Genomic DNA, 21240 nt, shown 5'->3' on the forward strand with positions numbered 1-21240 from the left:
CAAAACTTGCCGGGCGGCAAATGTGGGCGGGCAGCAAGACGCCCCGGCCGGAAAGCCCGGCCGGGGCGTGAAGCTGTGTGATGGGTCAGGCAGAGTGAGCGCGCAGCACCCGGAGACCGCCGCGGCGCTTGACCGCGCGGCGCTCCTCTTCGCTCATCCCGCCCCAGACACCGGCGTCCTGACCGGACTCGAGGGCCCACTGAAGGCACTCGTCGGTCACGGAGCAGCGCCGGCAGACAGCCTTGGCCTGCTCGACCTGCAGGAGAGCCGGACCGGACGTCCCGATCGGGAAGAACAGCTCCGGGTCCTCGTCGCGGCAGACAGCATGGTGACGCCAGTCCATGGCGGCAACACTCCTCATTCTGGATGGGCGGCAGATAACGCTTTCGTGCTTTTCCTATATGCATCCGCATTGCCGATTGGTGACGGTCAGCATCCATCAATTCGGCGCTGCGTGAGCAGGCTGCGGGTCCCTGGACCTGCTGGAACAGCTCAACCTGACGAGCATATCCAGGCAATGTCCCGGTAACACAAGTTCGCTTGTGAATACTTTCACGAACTGTCGCGATGTCAAGGGTGACGCTCGGAAAAACTCCGATCAGTGAGCGGGCTCACCACCCTTATGTCCGGGTTCCAGAGGCCTCTGGCTACCCGGCGTACCACAGTCGAGGATCAATATAGTACGGTCCGCGTGACATTGCTGACATTTCCGGCACCTACCCCTCGGTGTGGCGCGCCACCGCTTGGGTGCGGTGGGTCACCGCGTCAACCGACGGGAGTACCCGAGACCTAGCAGATTACTCTCAGTGCGGCCGGAACGGATGTGAATCTAACTTTCTCCCGCTCCCCGAGATAGTCCCCGTCCAGTTGGAAAGCCTGCGGACGGGCCGAGACCAGCGTGAACTCCGGCACGTCGTGCAGCCGCAGCACCTGCCGACCGCGCGGCTCGGCGTTGCGAGACAGGAACTGTGTCACCGTGCGTGTCGTACTGGCCACGCGGAGCTGACGCATCGCCAGCACGTCCAGGCCGAGGTCGAAGGACGCGTCCGGATTCGGATTGATCTCCCGGTCGCCCAGGTACGTCCACGGGGCGGTGTTCTGGATGATGACGGTCGCCAACTCGCCCTCGGCCAGCTCACCCGGCCGTTCCAGGCTGATCGCCGGGTGCCGCCGGTCCGAGCCGAGGAAGTACTGCCCGAGCGTGGAGCGCAGATAGAGCGCGGGCGTCGACACGCGGCCCCGCTTGCGGGCCTGTTCCACCCGGTGGATCACGGCGGCGTCGAGACCGAAGCCGGCGCAGAAGGTGAAGTAACGCTCGTCGGCCCGGCCCAGGCCGATCGTCCGGGACCGGCCGAGGCGCAGCGCCTCCAGGATCATGCTCGTGCCGTCCGGCCACTCCCGGGGCAGGCCGAGCGCGCGGGCGAAGACGTTGGTCGAGCCGCCCGGCACGGTGGCCAACGCGGGCAGCCGCTCCGCCGGGGTGTCGCCGGTCCGGAAGGTGGGCGGCTCCGCCGCCATCAACCCGTTCGCCACCTCGTTGACGGTGCCGTCGCCGCCGAGCGTGACCACCAGGTCGACGCCCTCCTCGGCGGCCTCCCGGGCGAGGTCCATCGCGTGACCCCGGCGGCGGGTGTACCGCACCGACAGGTCGACTTCACTGCGCAGCGCCCGGACCAGGACGTCCCGGCTGCGTTCGCTGGTGGTGGTGGCCTTCGGATTGACCACCAGGACGGCCCGCATGGGCGGCACTGTACCGCGATCGCCCACCGGTATCGTGGCGCGCGTGACGATCGACTCGGACCCGACCCCGACCACGCTGCGCTGGGCGGTGTTGCTGCTGCGCGCCGAATCGGTCGCGCTCGGGCTGGTCGCGGTCTGGCTGATCTGGTCCGACCTGACCGCGCGGACCACCGACCTCACCTCGGCGCTGCTCGTCACCGCGTTCGCGGTGGCCGGCGCGGTGGTGCTCTGGGCCCTCGGCGCCGCGCTGGCGCGGCGGAAGGCGGGCGCCCGCGCCCCGGCCATCGTGCTTCAGCTGATGCTGCTGCCGATCGGTTGGTACATGATCCAGGGCGGGATGGGCTGGCTGGGCCTACCACTGATGGCGCTCGGTCTGGGGGTCACCGGCCTGCTGGTCAGTCCGCCGACCACCCGGGCCCTCGGCCTGCACTGAGAGGCCGCGCGCCCCGGGTGGCTCAGTAGCCGGAGGCGCGGCGGGTGAGCAGCGAGATGGTGGCCCGGCCGTCGGCCGCCCGGGCGGAGGCGCCCGTGGTCAGCGCGGTCAGCACCTTCCAGGCGAAGGACGACTCGGACGGCAGCGTGGTGCCCCGGACGGTCGGCACGGTCACCTCGACGGAGAGCGCGTCGTCGGTGACCGCGAAGCGGCACTCCAACTCGGCGTCCCGGGTGGCGATGGCGAGCAGCATGGCGCACGCCTCGTCGACCGCGATCCGCAGGTCCTCGATCTCGTCGAGGGCGAACTGCAGCCGGGCCGCGAGGCCCGCCGTGGCGGTGCGGAGCACGCCGAGATAGCCGCCGTCGGCGGGCACGGTGAGGTGCACCACGTCGTCGTCGGTCGCTGGCTGGCCAGTCAGTTGAGTCACGCCTCATCCCCCTGGTGCCGGACTCTACCCGGTCAGTCCGCCGTACGCCTCGGCGCGGCCGTCGCGGCGGCCGCGAGGCCGTGCAGCGCCTCCCCGGTGAGCCGGTAGGGCACCCACTCGTCGAGCGGTGTGGCGCCGATGGCGGCGTAGAAGCCGGCGGCCGGATTCCAGTTGATCATCGACCAGTCGAGCCGCCGGTAGCCCCGCTCGACGCAGACCGCGGCGAGGGTGGCCAGCAGCAGCCGGCCGGCCCCGGTGCCCCGGGCGGCCGGGCGGACGTAGAGGTCCTCCAGGTAGATGCCGTGCACGCCTTCCCAGGTGGAGAAGTTGAGGAACCAGAGCGCGAAGCCGATCGGCTCGTCGGCCCGGTCCACCGCGACGTGCCCGTACAGCGCCGGCGCCGGCGCGAAGAGGGCGGTGGTGAGCTGCTCGACGGTGAGGTGGCACTGCTCCGGCGCGCGCTCGTAGTCGGCGAGTTCGTGCACCATCGCGACGACGGCCGGCACGTCGGAGGGACGTGCCGGCCGGATCGTCGGTGCCTGGATGCCCAGGGTCACGCCTTCTTGGTCTCCCAGAAGATCTTCGAGATCTCGTCGATCTTCTGGAGCAGCTCGTCGGCCTTGGCAGGGTCGGTCGCACCCTTGGCGCCGGCCGCACCGGCCGCCTTGGTGGCCTCGTTGAAGAGCTGGTGCAGGTGCGGGTACTTCTCGAAGTGGGCCGGCTTGAAGTAGTCGGTCCAGAGCACCCAGAGGTGGTGCTTCACCAGCTCGGCCCGCTGCTCCTTGATCAGGATGGCGCGGGTGCGGAACTCCGGGTCGGTGTTCGCCTGGTACTTCTCGCAGATCATTTTGACCGACTCGGCCTCGATCCGGGCCTGCGCCGGGTCGTACACGCCGCACGGCAGGTCGCAGTGCGCGTTGGCGGTCACACGGGGCGAAAGGATGCGGGGAAGTCGCATCAGGGTCCTCCATGGGATGTTTGCGATGATCCAAGCCGACATTACTCCTGGACATGCTCCCCGGCGGGCTGGAGGTGAAACCCGGTGCGGATCGAAGAAGACCCGGCCGCCCCCGAGCTGCGCGGTCCACTCGTACCGGTGCTGGTCACCGGCCCCTCGATGGTGCCGACCCTGCGCCACGGGGACGCCGTACTGGTGCGCACCGGGGGGCGGGCGGTCCGCGCCGGCGACGTCGTGGTCGCGGTCTTCCGCAGCCGCCCCGACCTGCTCGTGGTCAAGCGCGCGGTCCGCCGGCAGGACGGCGGCTGGTGGGTACGCGGCGACAACGACCTGGTCACCGACGACTCCCGGGCGTACGGGGTGGCCGACGTCCGGGGTCGGGTGGTGGCCCGCTACTGGCCCCGCCCCGGCCTGCTGCGGAACCGGCCCGGCCGGTGACGCCCCGGGAGCGGATATGACCCCGCTCACATCGGCGCCCCGCGCGCGCCACTATGCTCGGAAAGTGCCCGGGTGACCCCCCGCACCGCCCGCCCCGCTCGTCGCTGACCTCGCGCCCGAGCCGGCCGGTCCGTCTGCTCGACAGATCCTGGAGTCACCACATGTCTTCGTCCACCGTGGACCCCGCTGATCCCGTCTTCCGCCTGCACGTCGGCGGCAAGATGGCCGTCACCTCGACCGTTCCGCTCACCAGCCGGGAGGACCTCTCCCTCGCGTACACCCCCGGGGTGGCGCGGGTGTGCGAGGCGATCGCCGCCGACCCCGCCCTCGCCGACGACTACACCTGGGTGTCGCACACCGTCGCCGTGGTCACCGACGGCTCGGCCGTACTCGGTCTGGGCAACATCGGCCCGCGCGCGGCGCTGCCGGTGATGGAGGGCAAGGCGGTGCTGTTCAAGCAGTTCGCCGGCGTGGACGCGGTGCCGATCTGCCTGGACACCCAGGACGTGGACGAGATCGTGGCGACGGTCAAGGCGCTCGCGCCCTCGTTCGGCGGGATCAACCTGGAGGACATCAGCGCCCCGCGCTGCTTCGAGGTGGAACGCCGGCTGGACGAGGAGCTGGCCATCCCGGTCTTCCACGACGACCAGCACGGCACCGCGATCGTGGTGCTGGCCGCGCTGCGCAACGCTGCCGCCCTGCTCAACCGCAAGCTCGGCGACCTGCGGGTCGTGGTGAGCGGCGCCGGCGCGGCGGGCGTGGCGGTGACGAAGATGCTGATCGCCGGGGGAGTGAACCCCGATCAGGTGGTGGTCTGCGACTCCAAGGGGATCATCGGCCGGCACCGCGAGCTGACCGGGACGAAGGCGGAACTGGCGGAGCTGACCAACGCCGAGGGCCGCCAGGGCGACATCACCGAGGCGCTGCGCGGCGCGGACGTGCTGATCGGCGTCTCCGGCGGTCAGATCCCCGAGGCGGCGGTGGTCGGGATGGCCCCCGGCGGGATCGTCTTCGCGCTGGCCAACCCCACCCCCGAGGTGCACCCGGAGGTGGCCGCCCGGCACGTGGCGGTGGTGGCCACCGGGCGCAGCGACTACCCCAACCAGATCAACAACGTGCTCGCCTTCCCCGGCGTCTTCCGGGGGGCGCTCGACGCCCGCGCCACCCGGATCACCGAGGGGATGAAGGTGGCCGCCGCCGACGCGATCGCGGGCGTGGTCGCCGAGTCGCTGACGGCCGAGGCGATCGTGCCGTCCCCCCTGGACCCCCGGGTCGCCCCCGCGGTGGCCGAGGCGGTCGCCGAGGCGGCACGCCGCGACGGCGTCGCCCGCCGCTGACCCACCCCCGCGCCCCCGCACCCTCAAGATCCGCACAGTTTCAGGGAAAGAGTGGCCTCCCGGCGCGGGGAGGCCACTCTTTCCCTGAATTAGTGGGCACGGCCGGCGAGCGGCGAGTGGGTGGGTGGTGGGTGGGGACCCGTGGACGGCGGCGGGCTGGTGCGGGCGGCGGGTGGGTGGGTTCGGACCGTCGAGGTACGGGCGCGGGGTACGGGGTGACTCGCCGGAGGGGCTGTGTGTGGGGGCGTGGGGGTTGTTACGGTGCGGATCATGCGTGCCGCCTATGCCTCGGCCTTCGACGCCGACAACCCGCTCACCGCGCTCACCGTCGGCGACCGTCCCGAGCCGACCCATCCCCAGGACGACTGGGTCACCGTGCAGGTCCGGGCCAGCTCGCTCAACCACCACGACCTCTGGTCGCTGCGCGGCGTCGGGCTCACCGCCGACCAGCTCCCGATGATCCTGGGCTGCGACGCGGTCGGCACCGACCCGGACGGCAACGAGGTGGTCATCTATCCGGTCGTCCCCACCCCGGGTGACCCGCGCGGGGTCTCCATCCTCTCCGAGCACTTCCAGGGCACCTTCGCCGAGCGGGTGGCCGTACCCCGGATGAACCTGCTGCCGCTGCCGACCGGCCTGGCGGCGGCCGACGCGGCGTGCCTGCCCACGGCCTGGCTGACCGCGTGGCGGATGCTCACCACCCGGGGCCGGATCGACGAGGGCGAGTCGGTGCTGGTCCAGGGGGCGGGCGGCGGCGTCGCGACCGCGGCCGTCGCGCTCGCCGTGGCGCTCGGCAAGCGGGTGTACGCGACCAGCCGCGACGCCGCCAAGCGGGAGCGGATCACCGAGCTGGGGGCGACCGCGCTGGAGCCCGGCGCCCGGCTCCCCGAACGGGTCGACGTGGTGATCGAGACGGTCGGCGCGGCCACCTTCGAGCACTCGATGAAGTCGGCCGCGCCGATGGCCCGGATCGTGGTCTCCGGGGCCACCAGCGGTCACGAGCCCAAGGTCAACCTGCGGCGGGTCTTCGCCATGCAGCTGGAGATCCTGGGCACCTCGATGGGCACCCCCGCCGAGCTGACCGAGCTGCTCGCCTTCTGCGCCGAGCACGAGGTACGCCCGGTGATCGACAGCGTGGTCCCGTTCAGCCGTATCGAGGAGGCCTTCGCCCGGCTCGCCTCCGGCGAGGTCTTCGGCAAGATCGTCATCGACCACACCGCCTGAGCCGGTGAGCAGGGGGCCCCGACGGCAGGGGCCCTCTGCTCACAGGTGGTCGTCGAGGGTGGCGAGGTTGCCGCGGGCGGCGTCGGCGGGGAGGCGCTCCTTCGCCGCCGCGTCGCCGTAGAGGGTCCAGCGGAGGAACTCGACGGTGGTGTCGGAGACCACCCGCAGCGCCTTGCCGTCGGTGAGCAGGGCCCGACCGTGGTCGCCCTTGGGCAGGCTCAGCATGGCCTTCGGCCACGGCACCGCGTCGTAGACCGCCTTGCCGGCCGCGTAGTTCACCACCTCGTCGGCCTCGCCGTGCACGAAGAGCTGCGGGGCGGCGGCCCCGGCGAAGGCGGTGCCGACCCCGAGCCCGGTGCCGGCGAAGACCACCCCGGCGTCCAACCGCTCGTCCCGGCCCGCCGTGAAGAGCCCGATCGTGGTCACCCCGCCGGCCGAGTGCCCGGCCGCGGCGACCCGGTCGGTGGCCAGCCGGCCCTTCAGCGGATCGCCGGCCTCGGCGTCGAGGGCGAGCACCCGGGTCAGCACGTACGACACGTCGGCCGGCTGGTTGAGCACGTCGAGCACGTTGCCGTCCCCACCGGCGCCGGTGTGCGGGAACCGGGGCGCGGCGACCACGAAACCGGCCGCCGCCCAGCGGGCCAGCAGCACCTGGTAGTCCTCCGGCCGGGCGCCCAGCCCGTGGCTGAACATCACCACCGGGAACCGGCCGTCGGCGGCCCGTACCCCGCGCTTCGCCGCGCCGCCCGCCGCACCCTCGGCCGGATACCAGACGGTCACCGGCAGGGCGCGGTCACCGCCCCGGTTCAGCGTCAACTGGCGTACGCCGACCGCGAAGGACTCCGTCGGGGCGTGCCCGGCGGGCACCCGGGGGGCCGGGGTGGTCGCCTTCGGCGGCCCGGCCGGGGCGCTGCGCGGGGCCGGCGCGGCGTCGGTCGAGCAGCCCGCCAGACCGACGGTGAGCAGCGCGGCGGCGACCAGGGCGGGGGTACGGCTTCGGAGCATGAAGACGATTGTGCCTCGCGATCCGTAGAGTCGGCCGGAGTTCGACCGGCGGCACAGCTCCACGAGATCAGTTCGGCTCGGCGGGCCGGGCGGCGCGCAGCCGGGCGAGGTCCGTGGTGTCCTTCGGGCGGCGGGGTCGCTCCGGCATCCAGACCGGGAACATCTCCTTGAACTCGATCTGCGCGGCCACCGCGATCACCGGTGCGGTGAGCGCCCCGATCCGGCCGGGCGGGGCGTCCAGCATGCCGTCCGGCAGCGGCGTCCCCGTCCACGGCCCGGCGCCCACCACCACCCGCCCGGCGGCGTCCCGGTCGAGGTAGGCGACGCTCAGCTCGACGTCGTCGCGGAGCAGGTCGAGCTGCGTCGCCACCGGCATCCGGGGGTCGGGTCGCCAGCCCCGGGCGGTGAGCAGCGCGGCGAGCCGGTCGGCGTCGGCCCGCCAGCAGTACCAGTCGACGTCCACGTGCGGCCGGGTCACCTCGCCGAGGTGGAAGTCCATCGCCCAGCCGCCGCGCAGCCACACCGCGATCCCGGCCGCCCGGGCGACGCGTACCACCTCGTCGATCGCCGCCAGTTGCCGCCCGGGCAGCCCGTCGATGTCCATCCACCGGACGCTACCGTCCCCCCGTACGTGCGGGGTGCCGGTCGAGGGCGTCCACCGTCCGGACCCGGTGTGGTCGCCACCCGGTCGGTCCGGCTCGGCCGCCCGGATCCGACCTGCCCGGCGCGGCCCGGCGGGGCGGTCGGTGCCGACCGGTTTCGCTAGGGTCACCGGCATGGCTGAGAACTACACCGACCCGAGCGGCAACACCCAGCAGTTCCGTGCCTTCGTGGACGCCCGCGAGGCCGCCGCTCCGGCCGCCGCCCCGAACCGGCTGCCGCTGATCCTCGGCGGCGTGGCCGTGGTGCTGGTGGTGGCCGTCGTCGCCTGGCTCGCACTGGGCTGAGCCGACGATCCCGGGTCAGTGGTGGTCCGCCACCACGGCCCGGGTCTCCCGGGCGATCTCCCGCTCCTCGTCGGTGCCGATCACGCAGACCGCCACCTCCGCGCCGTCCGGTGAGATCACCCGGTCGCCGCTGCCCTCGTTGCGCGCCGGGTCCACGGCGACGCCGAGCCGCTCCAGCCCGGCCAGCGAAGCTGCCCGGACCTCGGGGGAGTGCTCGCCCACCCCGGCCGTGAAGGTGATCGCGTCGACCCGCCCGAGCAGGGCGTAGTACGCCCCGACGTAGCCGGTGATCCGGCGGCGGTAGACGTCGAAGGCGAGCGCCGCCGCGGCGTCCCCGTCCGCCCGGCGGGCCAGCACCTCGCGCATGTCGTTCACCCCGGTCAGGCCGAGCAGGCCGCTGCGGTGGTTGAGCAGGTCGTCGATCTGGTCGACGGCCATCCCGGCCTCGCGGCGCAGGTGGAAGATGATCGTCGGGTCGAGGTCGCCGCTGCGGGTGCCCATCACCAGGCCCTCCAGCGGGGACATGCCCATCGAGGTGGCCACGCTCCGGCCCCCCTCGACCGCGCAGGCGCTCGCCCCGTTGCCGAGGTGCAGGGTGATCGTGTTCAGCTCTCCGTACGGGCGGTCCAGCAGCTCCGCCGTGCGCTTCGAGACGTACGCGTGCGAGGTGCCGTGGAAGCCGTAGCGGCGGATGTCGTACCGCCGGGCGGTCTCCCGGTCGATGGCGTACGTGGCGGCGGCCTCGGGCAGCGTGTGGTGGAACGCGGTGTCGAAGACGGCCACCTGCGGCACGTCGGGCAACGCCTCCCGGGCCACCCGGATGCCGGCCAGGTTCGCCGGGTTGTGCAGCGGGGCGAGCGGCACCAGCTCCTCGATGGCGGTGAAGACCGCGTCGTCGATCTCGACCGGCTGGGTGAAGCGCCGCCCGCCGTGGACCACCCGGTGCCCGACCGCGTCCAGCCCGGCCAGGTCCAGCCCGTCCAGGATCTGCCGGACCGCCGTCTCGTGGTCGGCCGGACCGCCGCCCGGTTCGCCGACCCGCTCGACCGTGCCCTTGGCGCGGATCGTCTCACCGTCGTAGAGGCGGTACTTCACCGACGACGACCCGCAGTTGAGCACGAGAACCCGGCTCATGACGCCTCCCCGGCGGACGCCTGGATCGCGGTGATCGCGACCGTGTTCACGATGTCGGGCACGGTCGCGCCCCGGGACAGGTCGTTGACCGGCCGCCGCAGGCCCTGCATGACCGGGCCGACCGCCACCGCCCCCGCCGAGCGTTGCACCGCCTTGTACGTGTTGTTGCCGGTGTTGAGGTCCGGGAAGATGAACACCGTCGCCCGGCCCGCCACCTCGCTGTCGGGCAGTTTCGTCGCCGCGACCTGCGGGTCGATCGCCGCGTCGTACTGGATCGGGCCCTCGACCAGCAGCTCCGGGCGGCGCTCGCGGACCAGCTTCGTGGCCGCCGCGACCTTCTCCACGTCCGCGCCCGCCCCGGAACTGCCGGTGGAGTACGACAGCATCGCCACCCGCGGCTCGATGCCGAACCGGGCCGCCGTGTCGGCCGAGGAGATCGCGATGTCGGCGAGCTGGGCGGCGTCCGGGTCGGGGTTGACGGCACAGTCGCCATAGACCAGCACCCGGTCGGCGAGCAGCATGAAGAAGACGCTGGACGCGACGGAGACGCCCGGCACGGTCCGGATGATCTCGAACGCGGGACGGATGGTGGCGGCCGTGGTGTGGGTGGCCCCGGAGACCATGCCGTCGGCGTGGCCGGTCTGCACCATCATCGTGCCGAAGTAGTTGGGCTGGGCGACGATGTCGTGGGCCAGTTCGACGGTGACGCCCCGGTGGGCGCGCAGCTTCGCGTACGCCTCGGCGAACTCGTCGCGCCACGGGCTGGTCTGCGGGTCGACCACCTCGGCGTCGCCGACGTCGATGCCGAGTTCCCGGGTGCGTCGGGCGATGTCGTCGGGGCGGCCGAGCAGGGTCAGGTCGGCGACGCCCCGGCGCAGCAGGATCTCCGCCGCGCGCAGGATCCGCTCCTCGGCGCCCTCCGGCAGCACCAGCCGGCGCCGGGCCGACCGGGCCCGGTCGATCAGGTCGTACTCGAACATCAGCGGGGTGACCCGTTCGCTGCGGCTGACCCGCAGCCGGCGGGCCAGGTCGACGGTGTCCACGCAGCGTTCGAAGGCGCCGAGCGCGGCCTCGACCTTGCGCGGGTTCTCGGCGCTGGGCCGCCCCTCGATCCGGCTGGACGCGGCGACCGTGTCATAGCTGTCGCTGGCCACGGAGAGCACCGCGAGCCCGGTGTTCAGCCCCTCGACCAGCCGCATCGCCCGCGGGTCGGGCTGCTCGCCGAGGGTCAGCACCAGGCCGGCCACCGACACCTGCCCGGCGACGTGCGCGGCGCTCGCCGCGACCAGCAGGTCGGCCCGGTCGCCGGGGGTGATCACCAGCGCGCCCTCGGTCAGGTGGTCGAGCAGGGTCGGCACGTGCGCCGCGCCGACCACGTAGTCGAGCACGTCCCGGCCGAGCGCCGCGTCGTCACCGGCGAGCAGGGTGGCGCCGAGCGCCGCCGCCACCTCGGCCACCGTCGGCGCCGACACGGTCGGCACCTCCGGGATGGCGTACGTCGGCACGGGCAGCTCGGGCAGCGTCATCGGCCCCGGCACCCGATTGGCGATCACCGCCAGCACCGTCGCGCCCAGGTCCGCCAGATCGTGGTACGCCCCGCGCGCCGCCGCCTCGATCGCCTCCGGCTCCTGGCCGTACCCGTCGATCACGGGCACCACCACGCTGCCGAACTCGGTCGCCAGCCGGGCGTTGAAGGCCAGCTCACGCGGGCCGGCCCCGTCCCCGTCGGCGAAGTCGCTGCCCACCACGACGACGGCCGGGCAGCGTCGCTCCACGTCCCGGTAGCGCTCGACGATGCGGGAGATCAGCTCTTCCCGTCGCCCGTCGGCGACCAGCGCGTTCGCCTCGGCGTAGCTGCTGCCGTGCAGGTCGTCGACCGGCAGCTCCACCCGGTAACGGTCGGTGAGCAGGGCGAGGATCGGATCGGGTCCGGTGCCGGAGACCAGCGGCCGGAACGCGCCGATCCGGTCCACCTGCCGGGAGAGGAGTTCCGCGAGGCCGAGGGCGATGGTCGACTTCCCCCCGCCGGACCCCACGCTGGTCACATAGACGCTGCGGGCCACGACGACCACGCTACAAGATCGCGGGTCGACCCGCCCGGGTCCTTGTGCCCGGGCCCCCGGTCAGGAGGCGGCGGGCGTGACGACCGGGCCGGCGTCGACCGGCGGCTCGTCCGGGAGTTCGGCCGAGCGCAGGAGCGCGTCGCTCTTCGCCACCCACGCCGCCCCGAAGGCGATCACGGCGACGGTCTCGCACCACAGCACCGGCTTGAGCGTGTGCCGGACGTCCGCGGGCAGCACGGCGCTGGCCAGCGCGAGCCCGATCGCCACCAGGATGAGCAGGCCGCAGGCGCGGTAGAACCGGTTGGCCGCACGGGAGGGCGGCACCCCGGCCCGGTCCGGCCGGGTGAAGAGGAAGAGGCAGAAGACGGCGAGGAGCAGGAAGAGGGCGGCGGCGGCCACCTGGTGCAGCACGCCGACCGTCCGGTCGGTGCCGTCCGTGCTGGCGGCCGGCACGCCGACCGTGGTGGGGCAGAGGGCCACCGTGATCGCCAGCAGGCCGGCGACGGTGCTCAGCACGTCGTCCGGCCGGCGGTAGCGGTAGCTGATCAGGAACACCCCGATCGCGCAGAGGGCGCCGACGAAGACGTCCCGCAGCTCGGAGTGGTAGTAGCCGCTGAGCGAGTCGAGCAGGACGGGTCGGCGGGCGACCAGGAGGTGGCCCACGATCAGCACGACCGGCAGTGCGATGCCGACGGCGCCGACGCCGAGACGCAGTCGGCGGACGGTCACCGCGTCCTGCGGCGGTTTGCGGGTTCCGGGCTCCACGTCCGCCTCCTGTCGTCCGGCGCGCCTCCGGTCAGTTGACGCCCCTGACCCGTCGGCGTCAAGCGGTGACGGTCAGTCCTCGTCCTCGTCGTCGAGGCGGGCGAGCCAGGTGGCGAAACGCTCGACCGGGGTCTCGAACTCCGGGTTGAGGTCGACGAAGTCCCGCAGGCGCTCGCCCAGCCACTCCAGGCTGACCTGCTCCTCGCCCCGGCGCTCGACCAGTTCCTCGATACCGCGGTCGGTGAAGTACATGCGTCCGTCCTCTCTCACAACAGGGTGGTCACGCAATCGGGGCAGCGGCCGTCGTCACGGTCGCTGCCCCGGTGCTGGTGGTGCGGTCAGGTCACGGGCGGGGGAGAGCCGCCTCGATCAGCGCGTTCAGTTCGACCTCGTGCAGCTTGGCCGAGCCGACCGCCGGAGCGGCGGCGGCGGGCCGGGAGATGCGGCGCAGCCGCACCTCGGAGAGGTGCTCCAGCAGGTTGAGCGCCACGAACGACCAGGCACCCTGGTTGGCCGGCTCCTCCTGCACCCAGGCGAAGTCCTCGGCGTTCGGGTACTGCGCCAGGGCGGCCCGGACCTCCTCGACGGGCAGCGGATAGAGCTGCTCCATCCGGATGATCGCGGTGTCCGTGACGCCCCGCTCGGCCCGCGCCTGGAACAGGTCGTAGTAGACCTTGCCCGTGCAGAGCAGCACCCGCTTCACCTGCTCCGGCGCCGGGTCGGCCAGGACCGGCTGGAAGGTGCCGGTGGTGAAGTCCTCCACCTGCGAGACGCAGAGCTTGTGCCGCAGCAGCGACTTCGGCGTGAAGACCACCAGCGGCTTGCGCTTCGGCGACAGGGCCTGGCGGCGCAGCAGGTGGAAGTAGTTCGCCGGGGTGGTCGGGATGGCCACCCGCATGTTGTCCTCGGCGCAGAGCTGGAGGAAGCGCTCCGGGCGACCGGAGGTGTGGTCCGGGCCCTGGCCCTCGTGGCCGTGCGGCAGCAGCAGGGTGACCGCGGAGCGCTGGCCCCACTTCACCTCACCGGAGGAGATGAACTCGTCGATCACCGACTGGGCGCCGTTGACGAAGTCACCGAACTGCGCTTCCCAGCAGACCAGCGCGTTGATGTTCTCCACCGAGTAGCCGTACTCGAAGCCCATCGCGGCGTACTCGCTCAGCAGCGAGTCGTGCACGAAGAAGCGGGACCGCTCGCCGTCGCCGGTGAGCGACTTCAGCGGCAGGTAGTCGTTTCCGGTCTTCGCGTCGACCACCGAGGCGTGCCGCTGGACGAAGGTGCCCCGGCGGGAGTCCTGCCCGGCGAGCCGGACGGTGACCCCGTCGTGCAGCAGCGAACCGAACGCGATGATCTCGCCGTAGCCCCAGTCGATGTTGCCCTCGACGGACATCTTCGCCCGCCGGTCGAGCAGCTGCTGGATCCGCTTGTGCGGGGTGAAGCCCTCCGGCAGGTTGACGTGGGCCTCGCCGATCGCCTTGACCACCGACGCGTCGGTGGCGGTGTCGACCTGCGGCTCCGGCTCGTCCTCGCGCTTGGGCCGGCTGAGCTGACGCGGCGTGGTGGCGGCGTCCCGGGTGGCCTTGAAGACCCGCTCCAGCTGCGACTGGTAGTCGCGCAGCAGCTCCTCCGCGTCCTCCACGGTGATGTCGCCCCGACCGATCAGCTCCTCGGTGTAGAGCTTCCGCACCGAGCGCTTCGAGTCAATGATCTTGTACATCTGGGGGTTGGACATCGAGGGGTCGTCGCCCTCGTTGTGGCCGCGCCGGCGGTAGCAGACCATGTCGATCACGACGTCCTTGTTGAACGCCTGCCGGTATTCGAAGGCCAGCCGGGCGACCCGGACCACGGCCTCGGGGTCGTCGCCGTTGACGTGGAAGATCGGCGCCTGGATCATCCGGGCCACGTCGGTGCTGTAGAGGCTGGAGCGGCTGTATTCCGGGGCGGTGGTGAAGCCGACCTGGTTGTTGACCACCACGTGCACGGTGCCGCCGGTGCGGTAGCCGCGCAGCTGGGACAGGTTGAGCGTCTCGGCGACCACGCCCTGGCCGGCGAAGGCGGCGTCACCGTGCACCGCCAGCGGCAGGACGGTGTAGCCCTCCAGCTTGAGGTCGATCCGGTCCTGCTTGGCCCGGACGATGCCCTCCAGCACCGGGTCCACGGCCTCCAGGTGCGACGGGTTCGCCACCACCGACACCTTGACCGCGTGCTCGCCGTCCGGGGTGGTGAACTTGCCGTTCTGGCCGAGGTGGTACTTCACGTCCCCGGAGCCCTGGGTGGAGCGCGGGTCGAGGTGCCCCTCGAACTCCGAGAAGATCTTCTCGTACGGCTTGCCGACGACGTTGGCCAGCACGTTGAGCCGGCCCCGGTGGGCCATGCCGATGACGACCTCGTCCAGCCCGCCCTCGGCCGACGACTCCAGCACCTCACCCAGCAGCGGGATCAGCGACTCGCCACCCTCCAGCGAGAAGCGCTTCTGGCCGACGTACTTGGTCTGGAGGAAGGTCTCGAAGGCCTCGGCGGCGTTCAGTCGGTTGAGCACGTGCTTCTGCTCTTCCGGGCTGGGCTTCTCGTACTTGCGCTCGATCCGCTCCTGGATCCAGCGCCGCTCCTCCGGGTCCTGGATGTGCATGTACTCGATGCCGATCCGGCGGCAGTACGAGTCGCGCAGCACGCCGAGGATCTCGCGCAGCTTCATCCGCTGCTTGCCGGCGAAGCCGTTGACCGGGAAGACCCGGTCCAGATCCCACAGGGTCAGCCCGTGCTGGAGGACGTCCAGGTCCGGGTGCTTCCGGATCTTGAACTCCAGCGGGTCGGTGTCGGCCATCAGGTGGCCGCGCACCCGGTACGCGTGGATCAGCTCGTGCACCCGCGCGGTCTTGTTGATCTGACCCTCGGAGTCGACCGCCACGTCCCGCACCCAGCGCACCGGCTCGTACGGGATGCGCAGCGAGGTGAAGATCTGGTCGTAGAAGCCGCGCTCGCCGAGCAGCAGCTCGTGCATCACCTTGAGGAACTCGCCGGACTGCGCGCCCTGGATGATCCGGTGGTCGTAGGTGCTGGTCAGCGTGATGATCTTGCTGACCGCCAGCTCGGCGAGGGTCGCCTCGCTCATGCCCTGGTACGGCGCCGGGTATTCCATCGCGCCGACGCCGATGATGGCGCTCTGCCCCTGCATCAGGCGCGGGATCGAGTGGACCGTGCCGATGCCACCCGGGTTGGTCAGCGAGATCGTGGTGCCGGAGTAGTCCTCCATGGTCAGCTCGTTGCGGCGGGCGCGCCGGACCACGTCCTCGTACGCCTGCCAGAACTGCCGGAAGTCCATCTGCTCGCAGCCCTTGATGGAGGGCACCACCAGGTTGCGGGAGCCGTCCGGCTTGGTCAGGTCGATGGCGATGCCCAGGTTGACGTGCTCCGGGCGGACCATCGCCGGCTTGCCGTCGACCTCGGCGAAGGAGTTGTTCATCTCCGGGTGCTCGACCAGCGCCCGGACCATCGCGTACCCGACGAGGTGGGTGAAGCTGACCTTGCCGCCACGGCCGCGAGCCAGGTGGTTGTTGATGACGATGCGGTTGTCCACCAGCAGCTTGGCCGGGACCGCGCGCACGCTGGTGGCGGTCGGCACGGCCAGCGAGGCGTCCATGTTCTGGACGATCTTGGCAGCCACGCCGCGCAGCGGGGTGGTGCCGGCGGCGCTCGCGGTCGGCGCCTTGGCGGCGGGCTTCGCGGGCGCCGGGGCGGCCTTCGCGGCCGGCTTCTCGGCGACGGGCCTGGCGGCGGCCGGCTTCGCCGGGGCCGGCGTGGCGGGCGCCGGGGCGGCCTTCGCGGCCGGCTTCTCGGCGGCCGGCTGGGCGACGGAGGCGACGGCCTCCTGCTGCTCGGCGGGCTCGGGCCGGGCGGCCGGCTTGGCCTGGCCGTCGGCGGGGCGCGCGGGCGCGGCGCCGGGCGCGGGTCGGTAGTCGGCGAAGAAGTCGTGCCAGGCCGAATCAACGCTCGATGGGTCGGCGAGGTAGCGCTGGTACATCTCCTCGACGATCCACTCGTTCGGGCCGAAACCCGCCAGTGGGTTCTCCTGCGAAGTCTGCTGGGTCGACACGGCCGGTAATCGCCTCTTTCACGCGGGTTCGTTTGTCACGCGGTGTCCGCCGGTGCCGGAATAGCAGCGCACGGGAGACGGTCCCCAGGCTACGCCGTGCGAATGCCGCCGGCATTCTCGCCTCCGGCTGGTGGTCCGTTTCACAGAAGATGCCAGAAGTTCGGCAAACGCTGCGTGCCCGGTCGACTCCTGCTAGACGCGCAACGGCCCCGGGGCGCGCGCCCCGGGGCCGTTGCGACACGGCGGTGTCAGGAGATGTCGCGCCGCCGGATGGTCAGCACGCCGATCGCCCCGGCGACCACGGCGTACCCGATCAGCACCGCGGCCCCCGCCCAGCGCGGCGGCTGCCCCGGGATGTCGGCGCCGCTCACCATCAGCCCCGACGCCAGCGACGGCACCAGCAGCTGGAGCTTGTTGATCCAGTCACCGAACTTCGCGGCCAGCAGGCTCAGCGCGATGCCGGCGCCGATGGTGCCGCCCAGATAGAGCAGGATGCCGGTCACCGTGGCGCCGATCTGACTGCGGATCAGCACGCCGAGCCCGACCCCCAGCACCGACCAGAGCAGGTAGGCCAGCGCGTTGAGGCCGATGGCCCGCCAGACCGCGCCGCTGCCGAGCTGCGGCCCGACGTCCACCGCGTGCAGCACCAGCGGACCGACGACCAGGTTCAGCAGCGTGGTGACCAGCCAGAAGAGCAGCGCCAGGACGCCCGCGGCGGCCAGCTTGGCCAGCATCACGGCGGTGCGGTGCGGCGCGGTGAGGAACGTGGTGGTCACCGTCTGGTGGAAGAACTCGCTGGTCACCACGACGATGCCCAGCAGCATCACGATCATCAGGCCGAGGAACTGACCGTTGGTGTAGACGTTGGCGGCCAGGCTGTCGGCGCTGGCCGCCGCCTGGATCTGGTCGGCCTGGTCCGCCGGCACGTCGCCGTTCGCGCCGGTGGCCGTCGCGGCCCCCAACCAGTTCAGGAGCATGGCCACGCCCCAGAGCGGCAACGTGATCAGACCGAAGATCCACCAGGTGCTGGTCGTACGGATCTTGAGCAGCTCGGATCGGACGAGGTTCATCGGATGTCCGCCTTTCCGGCCGTCAGTTCCAGGAAGACCCGTTCCAGGTCGGGTCGTTCGGCGGTCAGCTCGTGCAGCTCCACCTTGGCGGCCAGCGCGGCCCGGCCGACCGTCGGGGCGTCCGCCCCGGTGACCAGCAGCCCGCCGTGCTCGCCGGTGGTGACCGTGGCGCCCTGCTCCTGCAGCGCGGCGGTCAGCTCGGCCGCCTGCGGGGTGCGGACCCGCACCTGGCCGCCGTGGGTCATCGACCCCATCACCTGCTCCACCGGGCCCTGCCGGACCAGCTTGCCGGCCGCGATGATCACCACGTCGTCGGCGAGCAGCTGCATCTCCGACAGCAGGTGACTGGAGACCAGCACCGTACGACCCTCGGCGGCGAGTCCCTTGAGGAAGCCGCGCATCCACCGGATGCCCTCCGGGTCGAGGCCGTTGGCCGGCTCGTCGAGGATCAGCACCTGCGGGTTGCCGAGCATCGCGGCGGCGATGCCGAGCCGCTGCTTCATGCCGAGCGAGTAGCCCTTGAACTTGCGCTTCGCCGCCGGGGACAGCCCGACCAGGGCCAGCGCCTCGTCGGCCCGGCTGCGGGGCAGGCCGGCCGCCGCGCAGATCACCCGCAGGTGGTTGATGCCGGTGCGGCCCTTGTGCGCGCTGGAGGCCTCCAGCACCGCGCCCACCGAGCGCAGCGGGTCGGTCAGGTCGGCGTACCGGTGGCCGCCGATGGTCGCGCCACCGGCCGTCGGGGCGACCAGGTTGAGCAGCATGCGCAGGGTGGTCGTCTTGCCGGCGCCGTTCGGGCCGAGGAAGCCGGTCACCCGCCCCGGCTCGACGGTGAAGGACAGGTCGTCCACCGCCCGGACGTTCTTGTACTGCTTGGTCAGTCCGGACACCACGATCTGGCCGGTACCGGCGTTGGGGCTCCACTGCCCGTCGGACATCGTTCTCCTCTCCTGCCGCGACGCGCGGAGCGCGCCGCTGGGGCGCCGTTGCGGGGGCGCCGACGGACAGCCTGGCAAGGCCGTGCAAGCAGGTCAATCGGGCGCTGTCCGGAGTCGGGCCTCCGTCCCGGGCAGGAGGTGATCATCCGCAGGGATGAGACGTCAGGCCGCCGGCAGCGCGATCCAGGTGGCCCGCGCCCAGCCGAGCAGCGTCCCGGTGGGGCCGTACAGGCTGGAGTGCACCTCCGCCTTGCGACCCGCGCCGCCGACCGTCGCGCCGGTCACCACGCACGCGTCACCCGGCTCGGGCAGCGCCGTGACCACGGCGGCGATCCGGCCGAGGACGTACGGGCGGCCGGGGGCGATCACGGCCCAGCCGCCGGGGCAGTCCAGCGCGGCCCAGACCGTCGCCGGGACCACCGGGTCGGGGGCGTCGAACGGCGCGGCGGTCCGGCCGTCCGGCAGCCGGCCGGGGAAGATCCGCAGGCCGTGCGGGTTCTCCGGGCCGCAGACATAGCAGCCGGGAAAGGGATGGTCCACCAGCCCGGGGTACGCCGTCGAGGCAGCCTCGGCCGTCGCCCGGTCCACCGGTGGCACCACCGCCCGGAACGGCTCGACCCGGCGTACCTGGGCGACGACCGTGCCGTCCGGGTCGCGGATCTCGCCGTCGTGGGCGGTCAGCGGGGTCTCCAGCGGCGGCGGCCGGCGCAGGGTCACCTCGACCGGTCCGCGGTCGTCGAGCGTCGCCGCGAAGACCCCGGCGCTCCAGCCGCCGTTGCCCGAGCCCGGCGGGCCGGCGAAGCGCGATTCGATGATCATGTGTCCTCCGGGTGGTCCGGGCGGCCGGCCGCGTCGCCGGGGCCCGTCCGGGCAGCCTCGCACGCCGGGCGCCGTCGTCGCGTCGCGGGCCGTCCCGCCCCATCGTGCGCGCCGGTTGGCGTTCACCGGATCGACACCCCTCACCCCCGCAGCCGGCAACCCGAGGCCCTTACACAGATCCCATGGCCGTTCTGCACGCCGCTGGCACATCCCTGACGACCAGCGGATACACCCTGCTGATCACCGACGACCCGGCACTGGTCGTGGCCGCGCAGCGGCTGCGCCACGAGGTGTTCGCCACCGAACTCGGCGCGACCCTGCGCCCGGCCGCCGTCGGGCTGGACACCGACGACTTCGACGCCCACTGCGACCACCTGGTGGTGGTCTCCGACCGCACCGGCGAGGTGGTCGGCACGTACCGGCTGCTGCCGCCGGGCCGGACCGACCGGCGGTACGCCGACGCCGAGTTCGACCTCACCGCGCTCGACCCGCTCCGTGACGACCTGGTGGAGACCGGCCGCTCCTGCGTGCACCCGGACCACCGCACCGGCGCGGTGATCAACCTGATGTGGGCGGGTCTGACCCGTTATCTGCACCTGCGCGGGTCACGCTGGCTCGGCGGCTGCGCGTCGGTGCCGGTCGCCGACGGCGGCGTCGCGGCGGCCGAGGTGTGGGCCCAGGTCGTCGCCCGGCACCTGGCCCCGCCGCCGCTGCGGGTCCGCCCCCGGCGGCCCTGGTTCGCCGAGCCGTCGGCGACCGTCGGCCCGGTGGGGTCCGCCCCGGCCGGGCACCGGGCGCTGATCCCGCCGCTGCTCCGCGGCTACCTGCGGCTCGGCGCGTGGGTGGCCGGCGAGCCGGCGTACGACCCGGACTTCCGGGTGGCCGACTTCTACGTCCTCTTCTCGCTGGACCGGATGAACCCCCGCTATCTGCGGCACTTCCTCGGCGGCGGTGAGCGGTCGTGACCGCGGCGCTCTGGCGGCCGGTCTCCGGCTGCGGGCCGGACTGCCTGCCGATCGCCGGGGAGCCGGCCGTGCCGACCCGACGTCGGGTGGGCCGGCTGGTGGGCGTACTCGGGATGCTGCTGGTCGGGGTGGCGACGGTCGTGCTGCTGCCGGTGCTGCCGGCCCGGGAGCGGGACGCGGTGCTGCGCGGCTGGGCGCGGACGACGCTGCGCGCCCTGGGCGTGCGGCTGGTGGTGCGGGGCCGGCTGCCGCGGCGGCGGGCCCTGCTGGTCGCCAACCACGTCTCCTGGCTGGACGTGCTGGCGGTGCTGGCGGTGTCGCCGGCCCGGCTGCTGGCCAAGCGCGAGGTGCGCGGCTGGCCGCTGGTCGGGGCGTTGGCCGCAGCGGCCGGCACGGTCTTCGTGGACCGGGCCCGGCCCCGCGAGCTGCCGGCCACGGTGGCCCGGATCGCCGCCGCGCTGCGCGGCGGCCGTCCGGTCGCGGTCTTCCCGGAGGGTACGACCTGGTGCGGCGAGGCCGCGGGCTGCCGGCCGGGTGGGGGTTTTCGGCCGGCGATGTTCCAGGCGGCGATCGACGCCGGGGCGCCGGTGGTGCCGCTGCGGATCGGCTACCGGTACGCGGACGGCGACGCGGTCACCACGGCCGCCGCCTTCCTCGGCGACGAGACCCTCTGGGCCTCGGTACGCCGGGTGCTGGCGGCCCGCGACCTGACCGTCTCGGTGGCGGTGGGCGCGGCGCTGCACCCGACGGCGGACGCGGACCGGCGGTTGCTGGCCCGGGCCGCCGAGTCGGCGGTGCACCTGGTGCCGGCCCGGGCCCGGCGGTCCCCGGCCCCGTCCATCCCGCGGGGGGTGGCCGCCTGACGGATCCGCGACACGTAACAGTCT

Annotated in this window: 22 protein-coding genes; 7 read left to right on the forward strand and 15 right to left on the reverse strand. The window is 72.7% G+C overall.

What is annotated here, in order from left to right; genetic code table 11:
- Nucleotides 1–85 precede the first annotated feature (85 nt).
- Together ABUL08_RS29190 and ABUL08_RS29195 are read right to left on the reverse strand one after the other, a co-directional pair.
- Nucleotides 86–343, reverse strand: a complete 258-nt coding sequence (locus ABUL08_RS29190) for a WhiB family transcriptional regulator (RefSeq protein WP_350933261.1) — start codon at nt 341–343, stop codon at nt 86–88.
- 446 nt (nt 344–789) lie between these two features.
- The gene (locus ABUL08_RS29195) at nt 790–1740 is read right to left on the reverse strand and encodes a diacylglycerol/lipid kinase family protein (protein WP_350933262.1); all 951 of its coding nucleotides are present in this window, start codon (nt 1738–1740) and stop codon (nt 790–792) included.
- Between ABUL08_RS29195 and ABUL08_RS29200 the strand changes: the two genes are divergently transcribed.
- Nucleotides 1739–2173, forward strand: a complete 435-nt coding sequence (locus ABUL08_RS29200) for a hypothetical protein (protein ID WP_377521806.1) — start codon at nt 1739–1741, stop codon at nt 2171–2173. The genes ABUL08_RS29195 and ABUL08_RS29200 overlap by 2 nt on opposite strands.
- Nucleotides 2174–2195: 22 nt before the next feature.
- Here ABUL08_RS29200 and ABUL08_RS29205 read toward each other — a convergent pair whose 3' ends face one another.
- From ABUL08_RS29205 to sodN, 3 genes are all read right to left on the reverse strand, one after another.
- Nucleotides 2196–2603 (reverse strand): ATP-binding protein, encoded by a 408-nt coding sequence (locus ABUL08_RS29205; RefSeq protein ID WP_350933264.1) that lies wholly within the window; start codon nt 2601–2603, stop codon nt 2196–2198.
- A 32-nt stretch (nt 2604–2635) separates the two neighbouring features.
- Entirely contained in the window at nt 2636–3091 is a 456-nt protein-coding gene (locus ABUL08_RS29210; RefSeq protein WP_350938900.1) for a GNAT family N-acetyltransferase, read from the reverse strand.
- A gap of 65 nt (nt 3092–3156) precedes the next feature.
- Nucleotides 3157–3561, reverse strand: a complete 405-nt coding sequence (sodN, locus tag ABUL08_RS29215; RefSeq protein WP_350933265.1) for a superoxide dismutase, Ni — start codon at nt 3559–3561, stop codon at nt 3157–3159.
- An 84-nt stretch (nt 3562–3645) separates the two neighbouring features.
- Here sodN and ABUL08_RS29220 point away from each other — a divergent pair, with 84 nt between their 5' ends.
- The 3 genes from ABUL08_RS29220 (at nt 3646) to ABUL08_RS29230 (ending at nt 6560) form a co-directional block, all read left to right on the forward strand.
- Nucleotides 3646–3999 (forward strand): S24 family peptidase, encoded by a 354-nt coding sequence (locus ABUL08_RS29220; RefSeq protein ID WP_350933266.1) that lies wholly within the window; start codon nt 3646–3648, stop codon nt 3997–3999.
- A 161-nt stretch (nt 4000–4160) separates the two neighbouring features.
- Entirely contained in the window at nt 4161–5336 is a 1176-nt protein-coding gene (locus tag ABUL08_RS29225; protein WP_350933267.1) for an NAD(P)-dependent malic enzyme, read from the forward strand.
- A 261-nt stretch (nt 5337–5597) separates the two neighbouring features.
- Nucleotides 5598–6560 (forward strand): zinc-binding dehydrogenase, encoded by a 963-nt coding sequence (locus ABUL08_RS29230; RefSeq protein ID WP_350933268.1) that lies wholly within the window; start codon nt 5598–5600, stop codon nt 6558–6560.
- A gap of 39 nt (nt 6561–6599) precedes the next feature.
- On the opposite strand, the gene ABUL08_RS29235 is transcribed toward ABUL08_RS29230, so the two are convergent.
- Both ABUL08_RS29235 and ABUL08_RS29240 read right to left on the reverse strand, forming a co-directional pair.
- Entirely contained in the window at nt 6600–7565 is a 966-nt protein-coding gene (locus ABUL08_RS29235) for an alpha/beta hydrolase family protein (RefSeq protein ID WP_350933269.1), read from the reverse strand.
- 67 nt (nt 7566–7632) lie between these two features.
- Nucleotides 7633–8169, reverse strand: a complete 537-nt coding sequence (locus ABUL08_RS29240) for a nucleotidyltransferase domain-containing protein (protein WP_350933270.1) — start codon at nt 8167–8169, stop codon at nt 7633–7635.
- A gap of 172 nt (nt 8170–8341) precedes the next feature.
- On the opposite strand from ABUL08_RS29240, the gene ABUL08_RS29245 reads away from it, so the two are divergent.
- Nucleotides 8342–8512: a hypothetical protein gene (locus ABUL08_RS29245; RefSeq protein WP_350933271.1), complete on the forward strand. Its 171-nt coding sequence runs from the start codon at nt 8342–8344 to the stop codon at nt 8510–8512.
- 15 nt (nt 8513–8527) lie between these two features.
- Here ABUL08_RS29245 and ABUL08_RS29250 read toward each other — a convergent pair whose 3' ends face one another.
- The 8 genes from ABUL08_RS29250 to ABUL08_RS29285 form a co-directional block, all read right to left on the reverse strand.
- Nucleotides 8528–9646: an acetate/propionate family kinase gene (locus ABUL08_RS29250; protein ID WP_350933272.1), complete on the reverse strand. Its 1119-nt coding sequence runs from the start codon at nt 9644–9646 to the stop codon at nt 8528–8530.
- Nucleotides 9643–11718, reverse strand: a complete 2076-nt coding sequence (gene pta, locus ABUL08_RS29255; RefSeq protein ID WP_350933273.1) for a phosphate acetyltransferase — start codon at nt 11716–11718, stop codon at nt 9643–9645. Before pta ends, ABUL08_RS29250 begins: the two co-directional genes overlap by 4 nt.
- A 51-nt stretch (nt 11719–11769) precedes the next feature.
- A complete protein-coding gene (locus ABUL08_RS29260) occupies nt 11770–12474 on the reverse strand; it encodes a DUF998 domain-containing protein (protein ID WP_350933274.1) in 705 nt (234 codons plus the stop codon).
- A gap of 72 nt (nt 12475–12546) precedes the next feature.
- Complete coding sequence (locus ABUL08_RS29265; protein WP_350933275.1) at nt 12547–12726, reverse strand: DUF6104 family protein; 180 nt, start codon at nt 12724–12726, stop codon at nt 12547–12549.
- A 91-nt stretch (nt 12727–12817) separates the two neighbouring features.
- A complete protein-coding gene (locus tag ABUL08_RS29270; RefSeq protein WP_350933276.1) occupies nt 12818–16564 on the reverse strand; it encodes a multifunctional oxoglutarate decarboxylase/oxoglutarate dehydrogenase thiamine pyrophosphate-binding subunit/dihydrolipoyllysine-residue succinyltransferase subunit in 3747 nt (1248 codons plus the stop codon).
- A gap of 248 nt (nt 16565–16812) precedes the next feature.
- A complete protein-coding gene (locus ABUL08_RS29275) occupies nt 16813–17634 on the reverse strand; it encodes an ABC transporter permease (protein ID WP_350933277.1) in 822 nt (273 codons plus the stop codon).
- Nucleotides 17631–18569, reverse strand: coding sequence for an ABC transporter ATP-binding protein (locus ABUL08_RS29280; RefSeq protein WP_350933279.1), 939 nt, complete (start codon nt 18567–18569; stop codon nt 17631–17633). The genes ABUL08_RS29275 and ABUL08_RS29280 overlap by 4 nt, the downstream gene beginning before the upstream one ends.
- Before the next feature lie 162 nt (nt 18570–18731).
- On the reverse strand, nt 18732–19388 hold the full coding sequence (locus ABUL08_RS29285) for a hypothetical protein (RefSeq protein WP_350933280.1): 657 nt from the start codon (nt 19386–19388) through the stop codon (nt 18732–18734).
- 182 nt (nt 19389–19570) lie between these two features.
- On the opposite strand from ABUL08_RS29285, the gene ABUL08_RS29290 reads away from it, so the two are divergent.
- Nucleotides 19571–20353, forward strand: a complete 783-nt coding sequence (locus ABUL08_RS29290) for a GNAT family N-acetyltransferase (RefSeq protein WP_350933281.1) — start codon at nt 19571–19573, stop codon at nt 20351–20353.
- Nucleotides 20350–21216 (forward strand): lysophospholipid acyltransferase family protein, encoded by an 867-nt coding sequence (locus ABUL08_RS29295; RefSeq protein WP_350933282.1) that lies wholly within the window; start codon nt 20350–20352, stop codon nt 21214–21216. Before ABUL08_RS29290 ends, ABUL08_RS29295 begins: the two co-directional genes overlap by 4 nt.
- Nucleotides 21217–21240 lie beyond the last annotated feature (24 nt).

It is taken from the genome of Micromonospora sp. CCTCC AA 2012012 (assembly GCF_040499845.1).
Lineage (GTDB): Bacteria > Actinomycetota > Actinomycetes > Mycobacteriales > Micromonosporaceae > Micromonospora > Micromonospora mangrovi.

Bases quoted from the DNA above. Each gene is read 5' to 3' on its own strand.
- ABUL08_RS29190 (WP_350933261.1), bottom strand. From the start codon at position 343: ATGGACTGGCGTCACCATGCTGTCTGCCGCGACGAGGACCCGGAGCTG.
- ABUL08_RS29200 (WP_377521806.1), top strand. From the start codon at position 1,739: ATGGGCGGCACTGTACCGCGATCGCCCACCGGTATCGTGGCGCGCGTG.
- ABUL08_RS29195 (WP_350933262.1), bottom strand. From the start codon at position 1,740: ATGCGGGCCGTCCTGGTGGTCAATCCGAAGGCCACCACCACCAGCGAA.
- ABUL08_RS29210 (WP_350938900.1), bottom strand. From the start codon at position 3,091: ATGGTGCACGAACTCGCCGACTACGAGCGCGCGCCGGAGCAGTGCCAC.
- sodN (WP_350933265.1), bottom strand. From the start codon at position 3,561: ATGCGACTTCCCCGCATCCTTTCGCCCCGTGTGACCGCCAACGCGCAC.
- ABUL08_RS29225 (WP_350933267.1), top strand. From the start codon at position 4,161: ATGTCTTCGTCCACCGTGGACCCCGCTGATCCCGTCTTCCGCCTGCAC.
- ABUL08_RS29235 (WP_350933269.1), bottom strand. From the start codon at position 7,565: ATGCTCCGAAGCCGTACCCCCGCCCTGGTCGCCGCCGCGCTGCTCACC.
- ABUL08_RS29240 (WP_350933270.1), bottom strand. From the start codon at position 8,169: ATGGACATCGACGGGCTGCCCGGGCGGCAACTGGCGGCGATCGACGAG.
- ABUL08_RS29245 (WP_350933271.1), top strand. From the start codon at position 8,342: ATGGCTGAGAACTACACCGACCCGAGCGGCAACACCCAGCAGTTCCGT.
- ABUL08_RS29250 (WP_350933272.1), bottom strand. From the start codon at position 9,646: ATGAGCCGGGTTCTCGTGCTCAACTGCGGGTCGTCGTCGGTGAAGTAC.
- ABUL08_RS29265 (WP_350933275.1), bottom strand. From the start codon at position 12,726: ATGTACTTCACCGACCGCGGTATCGAGGAACTGGTCGAGCGCCGGGGC.
- ABUL08_RS29275 (WP_350933277.1), bottom strand. From the start codon at position 17,634: ATGAACCTCGTCCGATCCGAGCTGCTCAAGATCCGTACGACCAGCACC.
- ABUL08_RS29280 (WP_350933279.1), bottom strand. From the start codon at position 18,569: ATGTCCGACGGGCAGTGGAGCCCCAACGCCGGTACCGGCCAGATCGTG.
- ABUL08_RS29285 (WP_350933280.1), bottom strand. From the start codon at position 19,388: ATGATCATCGAATCGCGCTTCGCCGGCCCGCCGGGCTCGGGCAACGGC.
- ABUL08_RS29290 (WP_350933281.1), top strand. From the start codon at position 19,571: ATGGCCGTTCTGCACGCCGCTGGCACATCCCTGACGACCAGCGGATAC.